The 14,150-nt window shown below is 60.8% G+C and carries 11 protein-coding genes; 3 read left to right on the top strand and 8 right to left on the bottom strand.

Annotation, left to right across the window (positions count from 1 at the left end):
* Positions 1 to 18: 18 nt before the first annotated feature.
* From AC1HIL_RS11115 to AC1HIL_RS11095, 5 genes are all read right to left on the bottom strand, one after another.
* Complete coding sequence (locus tag AC1HIL_RS11115) at positions 19 to 630, bottom strand: glutathione S-transferase N-terminal domain-containing protein (RefSeq protein WP_057596959.1); 612 nt, start codon at positions 628 to 630, stop codon at positions 19 to 21.
* Positions 631 to 725: 95 nt separating this feature from the next.
* A complete protein-coding gene (locus AC1HIL_RS11110; RefSeq protein ID WP_261209935.1) occupies positions 726 to 1,502 on the bottom strand; it encodes a cytochrome c1 in 777 nt (258 codons plus the stop codon).
* Between the two features lie 29 nt (positions 1,503 to 1,531).
* The gene (locus AC1HIL_RS11105) at positions 1,532 to 2,968 is read right to left on the bottom strand and encodes a cytochrome b (RefSeq protein WP_261209932.1); all 1,437 of its coding nucleotides are present in this window, start codon (positions 2,966 to 2,968) and stop codon (positions 1,532 to 1,534) included.
* A gap of 14 nt (positions 2,969 to 2,982) precedes the next feature.
* Positions 2,983 to 3,600: a ubiquinol-cytochrome c reductase iron-sulfur subunit gene (gene petA / locus AC1HIL_RS11100; RefSeq protein WP_057596962.1), complete on the bottom strand. Its 618-nt coding sequence runs from the start codon at positions 3,598 to 3,600 to the stop codon at positions 2,983 to 2,985.
* A 191-nt stretch (positions 3,601 to 3,791) separates the two neighbouring features.
* The gene (locus tag AC1HIL_RS11095) at positions 3,792 to 4,517 is read right to left on the bottom strand and encodes a LuxR C-terminal-related transcriptional regulator (protein ID WP_479671805.1); all 726 of its coding nucleotides are present in this window, start codon (positions 4,515 to 4,517) and stop codon (positions 3,792 to 3,794) included.
* A gap of 391 nt (positions 4,518 to 4,908) precedes the next feature.
* Here AC1HIL_RS11095 and AC1HIL_RS11090 point away from each other — a divergent pair, with 391 nt between their 5' ends.
* The 3 genes from AC1HIL_RS11090 to AC1HIL_RS11080 are packed head-to-tail and all read left to right on the top strand — an operon-like array spanning position 4,909 to position 9,034.
* Positions 4,909 to 5,169 carry a hypothetical protein gene (locus tag AC1HIL_RS11090; RefSeq protein WP_261209927.1) on the top strand — a complete coding sequence of 87 codons (261 nt, stop codon included), beginning with the start codon at positions 4,909 to 4,911 and terminating at the stop codon, positions 5,167 to 5,169.
* Positions 5,169 to 5,936: a YjbF family lipoprotein gene (locus tag AC1HIL_RS11085; protein ID WP_479671804.1), complete on the top strand. Its 768-nt coding sequence runs from the start codon at positions 5,169 to 5,171 to the stop codon at positions 5,934 to 5,936. The genes AC1HIL_RS11090 and AC1HIL_RS11085 overlap by 1 nt, the downstream gene beginning before the upstream one ends.
* Entirely contained in the window at positions 5,885 to 9,034 is a 3,150-nt protein-coding gene (locus AC1HIL_RS11080; RefSeq protein ID WP_479671803.1) for a YjbH domain-containing protein, read from the top strand. The genes AC1HIL_RS11085 and AC1HIL_RS11080 overlap by 52 nt, the downstream gene beginning before the upstream one ends.
* A gap of 171 nt (positions 9,035 to 9,205) precedes the next feature.
* On the opposite strand, the gene AC1HIL_RS11075 is transcribed toward AC1HIL_RS11080, so the two are convergent.
* The 3 genes from AC1HIL_RS11075 to AC1HIL_RS11065 all read right to left on the bottom strand — a co-directional run bounded on the left by AC1HIL_RS11075 (position 9,206) and on the right by AC1HIL_RS11065 (position 14,114).
* Positions 9,206 to 11,218 carry a polysaccharide biosynthesis protein gene (locus tag AC1HIL_RS11075; protein WP_479671802.1) on the bottom strand — a complete coding sequence of 671 codons (2,013 nt, stop codon included), beginning with the start codon at positions 11,216 to 11,218 and terminating at the stop codon, positions 9,206 to 9,208.
* 206 nt (positions 11,219 to 11,424) lie between these two features.
* Entirely contained in the window at positions 11,425 to 13,683 is a 2,259-nt protein-coding gene (locus AC1HIL_RS11070) for a polysaccharide biosynthesis tyrosine autokinase (protein WP_479671801.1), read from the bottom strand.
* Positions 13,680 to 14,114, bottom strand: a complete 435-nt coding sequence (locus AC1HIL_RS11065) for a low molecular weight protein-tyrosine-phosphatase (protein WP_479671800.1) — start codon at positions 14,112 to 14,114, stop codon at positions 13,680 to 13,682. The genes AC1HIL_RS11070 and AC1HIL_RS11065 overlap by 4 nt, the downstream gene beginning before the upstream one ends.
* Between the last annotated feature and the right edge of the window lie 36 nt (positions 14,115 to 14,150).

Here is a 14,150-nt window from a genome sequence, read left to right as displayed (position 1 = left end):
AACGGACCTGCGCGAGGATTACTTGCGCATGACCTTTTCGGAGGGCGTGAGTGCTTCGATGTAGGCCGGGCGCGAGAAGATGCGTTCGGCGTACTTCAGGAGCGGCGCGGCGTTCTTGCTGAGGTCGATGCCATAGTAGTCCAGGCGCCACAGCAGCGGCGCAATGGCCACGTCGAGCATGGAGAAGTTGTCGCCCAGCATGTACTTGTTCTTGAGGAACACCGGGGCGAGTTGCGTGAGGCGGTCGCGGATGTGCGAGCGTGCCTTCTCGAGCGCCTTCTCGTTGCCCTTGGCGGTGCGGTTCTCGAGCGTGGACACGTGAACGAACAGCTCCTTCTCGAAGTTGAGCAGGAACAGGCGCACGCGCGCGCGGTCGACCGGGTCGCCGGGCATCAGCTGCGGATGCGGGAAGCGCTCGTCGATGTACTCGTTGATGATGTTCGACTCGTACAGGATCAGGTCGCGCTCGACCAGGATCGGAACCTGGCCGTAGGGGTTCATCACGCTGATGTCTTCAGGCTTGTTGTAGAGATCGACATCGCGGATTTCGAAGTCCATGCCCTTCTCGAACAGCACGAAGCGGCAGCGGTGGGAAAAGGGGCAGGTCGTACCTGAATACAGCACCATCATGGCGAAAGACTCCTAAAAATCAAAAAGAGTGGGTCGCGTTGGCAACCCACTCCACGGGACCGGCGCACTTGACGCTCCGGTCGGCAAGGATGGAACTACTTGACGTCTTTCCAATACGAGGCGTTCAGTCGCCACACGAAAACCACCGACATCGCGAGGAACAGCAGCACCCAGACACCGATGCGGATGCGCGTGTTCTGCGCGGGCTCGGCCATCCACTGCATGTAGCTCACCAGGTCGCCCACGGCGGTGTCGAACTGCAGCGGGGTCATGGTGCCGGGCGTGACCTGTTCCCACTTGTTGGCGAACACGTCGACCTCATGGCCATGCTGCTCGACCTTGGTGTAGACCGGACGGCGCTCGCCTTGCAGCTCCCACAGCGGGTTCGGCATGGCCACGCTCGGGAAGGCCAGGTTGTTCCAGCCGGTGGCCTTGGTGTCGTCGCGGTAGTAGGTGCGCAGGTAGGTGTAGAGGTAGTCGGCACCGGTGCCGCCGTGGCCGGCGCGCGAGCGTGCCACCAGCGTCAGGTCGGGCGGCGTGGTGCCGAACCATTCCTTGGCCTGGCGCGCATCGATGTTGGCCTTCATGGTCTCGCCGACCTTCTCGGTCGTGAACAGAAGGTTGTCCTTGATCTGCTGCTCGCTGATGCCGATGTCCTGCAGGCGGTTGAAGCGCATGAAGGCGGCCGAGTGGCAGTTGAGGCAGTAGTTGACGAACAGCTTGGCGCCGTTCTGCAGCGCGGCCACGTCGTTCGTCTTGTTCGGTGCCTTGTCCCAGGCGAGGCCGCCGGACTCGGCCGAAGCGGCCGCGGAGAAGGTCAGGCCCAGTGCCAAACCCAGGGCCGCGAGCCAGCCGGAAATGCTTTTCTTCATCGTGTGTCTCTCGAGCTGTCTTGCGCTGGTCAGTGGGCGGCGAAGGTCACGCGGTCGGGCACCGTCTTGAACTCGCCCTTGCGGCTCCACCACGGCATCAGCAGGAAGAAACCGAAATAGAACAGCGTGCCGATCTGCGAGATGGTCTGCGCGATGTCGAGCGCGAACGAGCCGATCACGAGGTTGCCCCAGACGCCGGGCGGCTGGATGCCGAGGTAGCCCAGGATCAGGAAGAAGAACACGAACACGCCGTACACGTACTTGTGCCAGCCCGGACGGTAGCGGATCGACTTGACTTCGCTGTGGTCGAGCCACGGCAGGAAGAACAGGATGATGACCGAACCGCCCATCACGACCACGCCCCAGAACTTCGCGTCGAAGGTCTTGAGCAGGAAGATCGCCACGGCAGCCACGACGATGATCGCGACCTTGAGCGCCACGCCCGACTTGCCCTTGACGAAGTTCCAGATCGCGGCCGCGGCGATGATCAGCGAGAACACGTTGACCATGTCGTCGGTGGTCGCGCGCAGCATCGAATAGAAGGGCGTGAAGTACCAGACCGGCGCGATGTGGTTCGGCGTCTTCAGCGAGTCGGCCGGGATGAAGTTGTTGTACTCCAGGAAGTAGCCGCCGGCTTCGGGGGCGAAGAAGATCACCGCCGAGAAGATCGTGAGGAACACCACCACGCCGAAGATGTCGTGCACCGTGTAGTACGGGTGCGACGGGATGCCGTCGAGCGGATGGCCGTCGGCACCGCGCTTGGCCTTGATCTCGATGCCGTCGGGGTTGTTCGAACCCACTTCGTGCAGCGCGATCAGGTGGGCCACCACCAGGCCGAGCAGCACCAGCGGCACGGCGATCACGTGGAAGCTGAAGAAGCGGTTGAGCGTGGCGTCGCTCACCACGTAGTCGCCGCGGATCAGCAGGGCCAGGTCAGGACCGATGAACGGGATGGCGGCGAACAGGTTCACGATCACCTGGGCGCCCCAGTAGGACATCTGGCCCCAGGGCAGCAGGTAGCCCATGAAGGCTTCGGCCATCAGGCACAGGAAGATCGCGCAGCCGAACACCCAGATCAGCTCGCGCGGCTTGCGGTAGCTGCCGTACATGAGGCCGCGGAACATGTGCAGGTAGACCACCACGAAGAACGCGGACGCGCCCGTCGAGTGGATGTAGCGGATCAGCCAGCCCCATGGCACATCGCGCATGATGTACTCGACCGATGCGAAGGCCTGGTTCGCGTCGGGCTTGTAGTGCATCACGAGGAAGATGCCGGTGACGATCTGGATCACGAGGACCAGCATCGCCAGCGAGCCGAAGATGTACCAGAAGTTGAAGTTCTTCGGCGCGTAGTACTTGCCCCATTGGTCGTTCCACAGCTTGCTCAGCGGGAAGCGGTTGTCGACCCAGTTCAGCAGCTTGGCGCTGGCCGGGGCGTTGGGGGAGATTTCGTGGAATTCAGCCATGTTCTTCTTCTGCCTCAGGCCTTCTTGGAGTCTTCACCGATCAGGAGCTTGGTGTCCGACAGGTACATGTGCGGCGGCACAGGCAGGTTGTCGGGCGCGGGCTTGTTCTTGAAGACGCGGCCGGCCAGGTCGAACGTGGAACCGTGGCAAGGGCAGAGGAAGCCGCCTTCCCAGTCGTTGGGCAGCGAGGGCTGCGGGCCGGCCTGCAGGCGGTCCACCGGCGAGCAGCCGAGGTGGGTGCAGATGCCGACCACGACCAGCACGTCGGGCTTGATCGAGCGGTGCTCGTTCTGGGCGTACTTGGGCGTGAATTCGTCGGGATGACGCTTGGACTGCGGGTCCGCGAGCTGCGCATCGAGCTTCGGGAGCTCGGCGACCTGCTCGGGCGAGCGCTTGAGGATCCAGACCGGCTTGCCGCGCCACTCGACGGTGACTTTCTCGCCGACCTTCAGGCCGGAGATGTCGACCTCGACGGCAGCGCCGGCGGCCTTGGCCTTTTCGGAGGGCTGGAACGTGCTGACAAAGGGAATCGCGGTGGCCACGCCTCCCACTGCACCGGCACAGCCGGACGCGATCAACCAGGTCCGCTTGCTTGTGTCGATCCGGGGGGAGCCGGCGGTCATGTCACTCATGGGGATCCTCTATCTTCTTCGCTGGAGCAGGGTCAACCGACGATTGTAGCGGGGCGCAACGTGCGAATTCAACGGTTGCAAGACCGCGCGGTCGCGCGAATGACGCTCCGATCCGACATCGGCGGGGCGCGGAAGGCGCGCACGCGAAAACGCCCGCGGCTCGTCGCCGCGGGCGTTTCACGAGGGGAGATTCAGTTCAGCAGGCCGTGCTGCATCGCTTCGCGAACGGCTTGCGTGCGCGACTTGACCGCGAGCTTGCGGTAGATGCTCTTGGCATGGAACTCGATCGTGTTGATCGAGAGATAGAAGGCCTCGGCGATCTGCCGATTGCTCCAGCCCTGCGCGATCAGGTTCAGCACCTTGAGCTCGCTGACCGACAGCACGGACTTCGGCGCCTCGGTTTCGGCAGCCGCCGACGGTACTTGCGTGCTGCTGCTGGCCGGCGCGCGGCGTGCGGTGCCGAACATGCGTTCGAGCACGCAGCGGGCAACACGCGGATCCATGGCCGCACCGCCGCGCTCGAGCGAGCGCAGCAGGAAGACCAGCTCGGTGTCGAGCGCATCGGTGAGCAGGTAGCCCGCCACCCCGGCCGACACCGCGGCGCGCACGCGCTGCGTGTCGGGCAGCGCCGAGACGGCGATGCGCTCCATGTGCGGGTGCGCTTCGCGCAGATGCAGGATCGTCGAGACGCCGCCGTCCTCGGGCAGGTCCATGCCGATCAGCGCCAGCGCGCAGGAACTGCGGGCCAGGATCTCGCGAGCCTGCGCGCACGAACGGGCGACCAGCACACGGGCCCGCGGCTCGAGCACGGACACGACGCTGCGCAGGCGCTCGGTCACTTGAAGATCGTCGTGGACGATCAGCACGCTCTGGAACTTCGAATTCCTCGCCATCACGCTGGCGTCGGTCTTTTCCAACAGAATTTCCACCTTGAATCTCCCGATGCGGCAACTGGGTTGCGGGTCTGAAAAAAGTTAACGTTGGTTTACGCAAACGCAGGATCGATGCCTGCGCGTGCCACCCCAGAGCCAGCGCGGCCATGAGATCGCCCACACTGTTGATTTCATTGGATTTTTTCGAAGGCACTCGACTTGAATGCCCCCGGAACCCGGTGGACTGGAGGCCTTTTGGAGGCCTCGTTACGGCCGACATCGCGGTCGTTGCTACGTAACATCACATCCGTAACCTTTTCACGATCGCCGCCATGACTTCTTCAGAAAGAAGAAACCAAGTGCAAGCGGGTTGCTACCCACTTTCAATACTGCTACCCTCGACGCGATTGCATAAAAATCTTTGAGAGGATCCCTTATGAAGACCACCAAACTGGTTGCAGCTGTCGCCCTTTCCGCTCTGGCGGCTTCTTCCGCGTTCGCTCAAGGCGCTCCCGCCGGCGGCAATGCCGCCACAAACAACGCCCAAGGCGGACTGACGACCGAACAGTGGGTTGCCGCTGGCGCAGGTGCAGCCGTCTTCGTCGCCGCCGTGAGCGGCAATGGCGGCAATTCGGGCGGCGGCTTCGGCCTGATCCCTGGTACCGGCACGACTGGCACCACCGGCACTCACCGCTGATGTTGCGAGCCCTCCTAGACGGAGGGCACTCGCTGAAAGGTCCCCGCGTCGGTATCGCCACGCGACTTATTAAATGTTGCCTTTGGGCAACGTTTTTTTTGGGCGTTGGCGGTTGTTCTTCCGGTTCTTCGGCCATTGTGGAGACGGCACGCGCGCTCTATCGGGGGCAGCCGTCTGCAGCCACACCGAATTTCAATCCCAATTTTGCTTACCTGAGAGCCAATATCTCGGGTCGCACCATCTATATGGTGCTCGGCTATCTGGACCCGCGGCCGGAAGGCACCGTCGAGGTCTGGTACAGCGGTGGCGGTGAAGTCGTGCGACTGCAGAACGGTCGCCTGGTCGGCACTACCGGGCTCACCACGGATTGGCGCGCCGTTCGCATCGCCGATTGGCCCGCCTGGCCTGCAGTTGCCTCGACACCCGGCAATGCGCCCATCGCGCAGCACTATGTGCGCGAGCGCGACGTTATGCCAGGCTATCGATTCGGCATCAGTGACGAGATTACCCGCATTTCCATCCCGGCGCCCGGCGACACAGCCATCGCGGGCGCGGACCCGAAGTCGCTACAGTGGTACGAGGAGCGCAGCGTCTCGCGCCCAGCGACTGGCTCGCTCCCTACCGCCCGGTTCGGAATCTCGTACAAGACAGGCACACCTGTTGTCATCTATTCCGAGCAGTGCATCTCCAACAATCTGTGTATGAGCTTCGAGCGGTGGACACCCCCCACGCCGGTAGCCGGCGCCCCGGCGAGCGCTGGGACATGACCTCCCGAGGTCCGCATCCCCGGCATTCCTACTGGCCTCGTCACATCGCGGCGGCGTGCGCACTGGTCGTCACATGCGGCGCATGGGCACAGCAAGCGATGCCGGCGAATTCGAACGACCAGACGCCCCGCTCCGACACCGATGTCCGCGCCGGCGAACGATTCAGCACATGGTTGCTGCGGCAGCCACCGGAAACGGCCTCCCCCGGGCTCTCGTGGCGCGTCCCCGAGGAGCGGCTGGCCCAGCAGTTCCTAAAGAACACACTGCTGGTTCGCCTCGAAGCCGAAGCCCGCCGCGCCTCACGCGAGAGCCAGGTCGACCGGCTTGCCCTGATCACCTGGCTACAAGGCTTGCCGGTGACCGGACGCGTAGCCCTCGGCATCGTCGATCCTCGATGGCTGGAAACACATCCCGCAGAAGATCCCGTGCTGTCGGCCGGCCAGCAGCTCGTGCCTGGACCGCGAGAATTGAAGACCATTGCCGTGGTGCGCCCCAACGGCGAGCTTTGCCATGTCCGGCACGAGGCCGGGCGCAGCGCCTGGGACTATGCAAAGGCCTGCGACCTGCCCACCGCGGATTGGGCCTGGGTGGCACAGCCCGACGGCCGCACGGCGCGCGTCGGTGTGGCCCCCTGGAACGCCCAGCCCTCCGATGAACCCGCCCCCGGCTCCTGGATCTGGGCCGCGCCTCGACAGATGCCGGACCTGGTCGCGGCCTCGGAGGGGATGATCAAGTTCCTGGCGACCCAGGGACCGTCGCCCCAGGCGCTGGATGCCGCGGCGCTCGATACGGTCGCGCTGACCACCGCTTCAGACAAGCGCCCACCACTGACCACGAGTCTCGGCGCCGGAAAAGACACCGCGCCCGCCCACTACTCGCCGGTCCGCTCCGTGCTGCCCGAGCCCGTGTCCACCCCCAAGGCCTTCAGGACCAGCACCAACGACTGGGGCGAAACCGGCCTCCTGCAGACGCCCACGGCCCGCATGGGCGAGCTCGGCGACTTCCGGTTTTCGTTCACCAACGTCTATCCCTACTCGCGGCTGAACTTCATGTTCCAGCCGCTGGAATGGTTCGAAGCGGGCTTTCGCTACACCTCGATCAGCAACCAAGCCTACGCGGCCAGTACCACAGGCCAATCGAACAAGGACAAGAGTATCGATTTCAAGGTCCGGCTCGCCAAGGAGTCGGCCTACGTGCCGGAACTCGCCCTTGGCTTCCGCGACTTCGGCGGTACCGGCCTGTTCTCTTCCGAATATCTCGTCGCCAGCAAGCGCTACGGCGACTTCGATTTCAGCCTCGGCATCGGTTGGGGCTACATGGGCAGCAGCGGCAACATCAAGAATCCGTTGATCGCGATCAGCAATCGCTTCAGAACGCGCCCCGGCAGCACCGCCTCGACCGGAGGCCAGGCCAACTTCAACAGCTTCTTCCGCGGACCCTCAGCGCTTTTCGGCGGCGTCGAATGGCGCACCCCATGGGATCCGCTGACCCTGAAGCTCGAATACGACGGCAACGACTATCAGCACGAGCCGTCGGGCATCAATCAGCGCCAGCGCACCCCTTTCAACGTGGGCCTCGAGTATCGTTACTCGCCGGCTGTTTCCTTCTCGCTGGGCTTCGAGCGTGGCGACAAGGTCATGCTCGGTGTGTCGCTCTCGACCAACCTTGCCAAGCTTCAGTCACCCAAAGTGGCCGATGCGCCGCTACCGCGCTTCACGCCCGAAGCCCCCAAGGCACCGCCCGGCTGGCCGACGACTGCTGCCGACATCGAAGCCCGCACCGAATGGACCGTGCAGCGCATCGCCCCGCAGGGCGACAAGCTCCATGTCTGGATCAGCGAGAGCATGACGGTCTACCGCGAAGCGCGCGTCGAGACCATCACTGCATTGCTGCATCGCGATGCACCGGCTTCGATCAAGTACTTCGTGCTTCACTACCGCGAGCGCGGACTTTCGCTGCATGCACAGGTGGTCAACCGCGACGAATGGGTCAACGAGCACTACAAGGCGATGACCCCCAGCGAGAAGCGTGCGGTCGGCCAGCGCGAGTACGCGCCGAACGTCGACAGCAGCGAAGACATGCAGCCCCTGCCGGCAGTGGTTGCCACGGCGGCGAGTGAATCCGTCAATTCGTCGCAGAATGCAGCAGCTACATCCTCGACGGCCACGACCGTAGCGCCCGCACCGATGGCGCCATGGGAACGCAAGCGCGAGCGCTACACCTTCGGCATCACGCCCAGCACCTCGCAGATCGTCGGCGGCCCGGACGCCTTCCTGCTCTACCAAATCGGCATTCAAGCAGTTCTTGAGTACCGATTCACAGACAGCACTTGGTTCAACGGCGCGCTCAACTGGCGCATGTTCGACAACTTCGACAAGTTCACCTATACCGCGCCCAGCAATCTGCCGCGCGTGCGGACCTTCCAGCGCGAATACGCGACGACGAAGCGGCTGACCATGCCGGTTTTTCAGCTCACCCATGTGGGCCGGCTCGCCGAGGATCAGTACTACAGCGTCTACGGCGGTGCACTCGAGCCCATGTTCGCAGGTGTCGGGGCCGAATGGCTCTACCGCCCGTCACGCAGCCGTGTCGCTTTCGGCATCGACATCAACCACGTGCGGCAACGCGACTTCGCGCAGGACTTCGGTCTGCGCGACTACAAGGTCAACACCGGCCATGCCACGCTGTACTGGGACACGGGCTGGAACGGCGTTCGCGCAACCATCAGCGTGGGTCAGTACCTCGCGGGCGACAAGGGCGTCACGCTCAACGTCAGCAAGAGCTTCGACAACGGCGTGGTGCTCGGCGCTTATGCGACCAAGACGAACGTGTCGTCACGCGAGTTCGGCGAAGGCAGCTTCGACAAGGGCATCTACGTGGCGGTGCCTTTCGACGCCTTCCTGCCGAAGTCGAGCAAGTTCACCGCCGCCTTCAATTGGTCGCCGCTCATTCGGGACGGTGGCGCGAAGCTGGGCCGGATCAATCCGCTGTACGACATGACGTCGATCAGGGATCCGAAGGCGTTCTCGATTGGGGCTCCGGAGAGCAGTCCGCCGCGAGCGGGGGACAATATTTTGAACTTCGAGGGTGCTCGCTGAGGCGGAAGGCTGGTTGGCTACTTCGCGCTGAGGAACGGGTCGAGAATTTCAATCCCTCCACACTGCATTCAAAGACACTCACACCAGAAACAAGGCGGCCCGTTGCTTCAGCAACGGGCCGCCTTGTCGTTTGTTCTCAGTCGTGCTGAGGGCGCGAGTCAAGCAATTCGATCAAGCCACCAGAGCAGCCCCGGCAACCCGAGGAGAGCCGTCCAGCAGGACCTCAGCACCAACAATGGCATTCGACTCCGAATCGACGTCTTGCAACAGCACTGCGTTTGCCGAGTGCCTTTCCAAATGCACCCAGTCGACCACCTCCGCGTGCGGCTGATATCCGGGCAGCATCTGCAACAACGCGTGCTTGAGCGCCGGCACATCGTTGCGATCGAGAATGCCCCCCAACATTGCGAACTGCCGCCAGAGCTCCTCGGCCGGCGGGCAAGGCTCGTGAGCCTTCATCACCCGAGAGTGCGTGGTCTGCATCGCGTTGTCCCCGATGAGAAGCTCTTCATAGAGTTTTTCTCCCGGTCGCAGACCTGTGATGCGAAGTTCGATGTCTCCGTCAGGGGTATTCTCGTCACGAACGGTTCGCCCCGACAGCTCCACCAGTCTCCGGGCCAGATCGATGATTCGAACCGGTTCGCCCATGTCGAGAACGAAGACGTCTCCGCCTTGCGCCATGGCGCCCGCCTGGATGACGAGTTGCGCCGCCTCCGGGATCGTCATGAAGTAACGGGTGATATCGGCGTGCGTCAGGGTAATTGGGCCACCAGCCTCGATCTGTCGACGGAACAACGGAACCACTGATCCACTGGAGCCCAGCACATTGCCGAAGCGCACCATCGAAAAGCAGGTGCCGGATGGCTGCTGCGCCAAACCTTGCAAGGCGAGTTCGGCCAAGCGCTTGCTTGCTCCCATGATGTTGGTCGGCCGCACCGCCTTGTCGGTACTCACCAGCACGAATCGGCGAACCTGGCATTCCATTGCGATCTGCGCCGCCAGAAGCGTACCCAGCGAGTTGTTCCGAACGCCTTCGACAGGGTTGTGCTCCACGAGCGGCACATGCTTGTAGGCGGCTGCGTGGTAGACGGTATCGGGCCGCCAGGTCCGCATGATTTCGCGCAGGCGTGCGGGGTCGCGCACCGAAGCCAGGAGCGGGATGATCTGGACCTCCGGACTCATCGCCTCCAGTTCTTGGTGGATGGCGTAAAGCGCAAACTCCGTCAGCTCCACCAACAGCAGCTTCGACGGCGAAAGTTTGACGATCTGCCGGCAGAGCTCACTGCCGATCGAGCCGCCAGCGCCCGTGACCAACACCACCTGGTGCCGTATGTGCTTGTGCAGCAGATCGTCGACCGGCGCAACGGGGTCACGGCCCAGCAGATCCTCGATATCGACCTCGACCAAGTCATGAACTTGAACGCGGCCGTTGGCCAGATCGGCGAGCGCGGGCAGCGTACGTACATGCAGATGGAGCGGAAGCAAATCATGCAGGATCTCGGCTCGCCGTGCCCTGCTGGTAGAGGGCATCGCTAGCAAGACATCCGAAATCCCGAGCATCGCGGCGTTCTCTCGCAACCAGCTTGGCGGCTGAATCCTGATGCCGTTGAGAGTGCTGCCATGAAGATGCTTTGCATCATCAATGAAGGCTCGCACCAGCATGTCGCGACTCTGCGCGAGCGCTGCCGCGAGTTGCAGCCCAGCGCCGCCAGCGCCATAGATGACCACCTGCGGCAGCGACTTGCGCTGGACTGCGCTCATGTACATCCCGCCGAGCCAGTAGCGCGCCAGCATGCGCAATCCGCCGATGCACATGAAAAGTAACAGGGGGACCACCAACCCGACCGTGCGCGGTACCGCGCTAACGCCGAAGACCGTGAATAGCGCGGCGTAGGCAAGCCCGAACAATGCACACGCCCGCAAAATGGCCAAGACCGCTGGCGCACCTGCATAACGAAATATCGCGCGGTAAAGACCAAATACAGTAAACAGTGGAAGCGCAATCAGCACCGCCATCGCGCCTGCCCACCATTGCGACCCACGAGGGAGCATCCATTGTTCGAAGCGCAAGCTCAACGCAAAGCAGACGCATAGGACGCACACGAGCGCGTCCACGCACAACGCCAGTAACCGTTTGGCAGGTCTAGGCAACGCGAGCAACTGCTCTGCCAGACGATTGATCACACAGAAACTCCTACCCGAGATCACGCTCGGACTTGCGAACCATTGTGACCGCCATGCCGCAGGTCACTCTCGCCTTGAAAACACTCGATTGTCAGGAAGTGTACAAACTATCGCGTTTGTAAGCACCCTCCGAAAGACATAAGAAGTTCGCCTAACCCACCCATGAAAAAGCAAATACCCTGTTAGCGAGCATTACCCGCACCTTGTCAATTCGCTTGCTTGTACTTGTACTCTGTATAGCGATAGCCGCCATACTTGTAACCATAGCTTCCGTAATGCCTGCGCGAAAGATCCATCCCATTAAAAACGACGCCACTAACACGCCGATTGGCTTGAGCCAGCCGCTTGACGCTTTCTCCCAATTCACCAATCTGTGTCAGCCCATCGCGGGCGACCAACAAAACGGCGCCCACATGAGCAGAGACTGCTGCGGCGTCAGCCGCCACCAATACCGGCGGACTATCGATCACGATCAAATCATATCGCTGCGACACCCCATCCAAAACGTCGGCCAATGCAGAGGACAACATCATGTTGGCTGGATTAAATGGGTAATTCCCCGTCGTGAGAACGTCCAAATTAGGAAGCACCTGAGAATGTATGGCCTGTTCACAGGTCATATCACCGGCCAAGACATCTGCAAGACCTCTCTGTCGCGGAAGTCCAAAGGACTTGTTGATATGACCTTTGCGCAAGTCCGCATCGATCAGTAGCACACGCTTGCCGGCTTGAGCCATGATGACTGCGTAGTTGCTCGATACGAAAGTCTTACCAACGCCCGGCGTGGCGCCAGTTACCAGTACTCGATTACTGCCCGACTCCAGCAATGTCAACTGAAGGGAAATGCGCAAATTCCGCAAACTCTCGATAGCAAGGCTTTCAGGAGCTGTAACCGCAAGAACCTGAGCTCCGGCGGCTCCCGTCGCGATTAGTTGAATAAGCGCATCCTGCTCTGCCGCTTGTGGCACCACGGAAAAAACGTTCAACCCCAATCGATCTTCAATCTCCTGAGGATTGTGGATACCGCTAGACATTTTGCTGCGAATAATTGCCAACGCGACACCTGCCAACAAACCCAATCCAAGTGCCACCGCAACAATCAGTGATTGCTGAGGCTTTACAGGGCTTTTAGGCTCAGTGGCTTTGTCCAGTACCCGAACATTTCCGACCTTTCCCTCTTTAACGAGACGCAACTGCAGCGAACTGTTCAAAAGTGATTTGTACAATTCACCATTAACGCGGACATCTCGCTCGAGTCGTAACGCGTCGCGTTGCAGTACAGGCATTGCACTTACTCGTTGGTCAACACCATCGAGTTCGTGCCGAAATGCCGCAATTTGCCCATCAATGACTTTTACCTTGGGATTAGTTTCGGTAAAGCGCGACAGCAAGTCTCGGCGCAGTTGCTCGGATTCGAGGAGTTTAGTTTGAAGCTGTACGGCCTGCGTAAGGATTACCTTGGCCTCCTCATCAAAAGCGATCGTTCCGTTTTTATTACGAAAACTTGCATAAACGTCCTCGGAGCTTTCAAGCTGACCCTTAAAGACAGGCAACTGCTTATCCAGGAATTCGAGTGTTTTTTCTGCTTCGGCGGATTTGCGCTCAACGTTTTGCCGAACGTATTGCGCACCAATTGCGTCAAGAATTCGCCGCAGTCGGCCACGATCGCTGTCTTCAAGCGCCACGCTAATCACATTCGATTGCTTGCCTTGCTCGGTCAGCTGCACTCGCCGCTGAAGACTTTCAGTCGTCGCAAGAAGAGACGCACGGGCAACGACAAATTGCGCTCCTGGCTTGCCATCGAGTCGCGAGACAATTAACTCGATATCACCGCCAGGTACTTTCTCACTTAGCAACTCTCCTACCGAACCAGTCAACGGTTCAGGCAGATCAGGGTGCGAAAGGACATATCTTCCACCTCCGAGAGCCGCGATATTAAAAGGGCTTTGATCCTCAAATGACAAGGGAACATCGAGCCTTTCAACTTCAATTGCCTCTCTGCCCGCTACGTATCCCTCCATGCCAAAAAAGCCAGGCTCTGATAGCGTCTTCGATCGGCGCGCCAGCCACTCTCCGACAATAGGCACGTAACGAGGCCTCGCACTGATATATAGACGAGTAGCCTCCACCGCCCCGCCCATCACCATCCGAGATCGAATGATTTGAATTTCCCCAGAAGCCGGCGTCTTTACGTCGAACAGATTTGCTGTGTCTCCAAGAAAATTCTTTGAATCTGGCGATGAATCTTCGACCTGAACAAGAAGATTCGACTGATAGATCGGGGTCGAGAGTGATGCATAGACAACGCCAATAGCGATGGCAACGCAGGTGATCACTGCTACCAACCATTTACGATCGACCAAAATATCCAGATATTCGGATAAATGAATCACATCATCGTTATCGTCCCGCAAAGGCGCTGCGGCGAGAACCGGCGAATTAGATTGATTAGCAATGGCGTTCATGAGATTTTCTTGATGCGTTCGGCCCACGCATTGGCGCCGGCTTCAATAAGTTGCAAAGCTTGTTCAAAGGCCGGACGCCCTCGACGATAAGGGTCGGGAATGTCAATACCCGCCACCGCCCCCAGGCGAAAGACCTTCCCTCGCGCGAGAGGATGAAGCTGATTGATGTGCGCGCACTGCTCGTTATCCATTGCTAAAATTAAATCGACCTGTTGACATATAGGAGTCGTCAACTGGCGAGCGCGGTGAGACTGAATGTTTAATCCACGTTCAGCCATTAACTCACATGCAAAGGCATCAGCGGGCTGGCCTACAAGCGCTCCCACACCTGCCGATGACACGCTCAAGTGCGGTAAAGCTGCACTAAGTAGTGCCTCGCCCATTGGGCTACGACAGATATTTCCGATACATACAACCAGCACAGACTTCATGACACAGAGTAACTCATCAGATCAGCGGCACGCGCA

It is taken from the genome of Variovorax sp. ISS6, from assembly GCF_056523145.1.
Note: the sequence above shows the minus strand (reverse complement) of the source record. Positions and strands in the feature narration are given on the sequence as shown.

Coding starts and splice junctions, on each gene's coding strand:
- AC1HIL_RS11115 (WP_057596959.1), bottom strand. CDS start 630: ATGATGGTGCTGTATTCAGGTACGACCTGCCCCTTTTCCCACCGCTGC.
- AC1HIL_RS11110 (WP_261209935.1), bottom strand. CDS start 1,502: ATGAAGAAAAGCATTTCCGGCTGGCTCGCGGCCCTGGGTTTGGCACTG.
- AC1HIL_RS11105 (WP_261209932.1), bottom strand. CDS start 2,968: ATGGCTGAATTCCACGAAATCTCCCCCAACGCCCCGGCCAGCGCCAAG.
- petA (WP_057596962.1), bottom strand. CDS start 3,600: ATGAGTGACATGACCGCCGGCTCCCCCCGGATCGACACAAGCAAGCGG.
- AC1HIL_RS11090 (WP_261209927.1), top strand. CDS start 4,909: ATGAAGACCACCAAACTGGTTGCAGCTGTCGCCCTTTCCGCTCTGGCG.
- AC1HIL_RS11085 (WP_479671804.1), top strand. CDS start 5,169: ATGTTGCGAGCCCTCCTAGACGGAGGGCACTCGCTGAAAGGTCCCCGC.
- AC1HIL_RS11070 (WP_479671801.1), bottom strand. CDS start 13,683: ATGAACGCCATTGCTAATCAATCTAATTCGCCGGTTCTCGCCGCAGCG.
- AC1HIL_RS11065 (WP_479671800.1), bottom strand. CDS start 14,114: ATGAAGTCTGTGCTGGTTGTATGTATCGGAAATATCTGTCGTAGCCCA.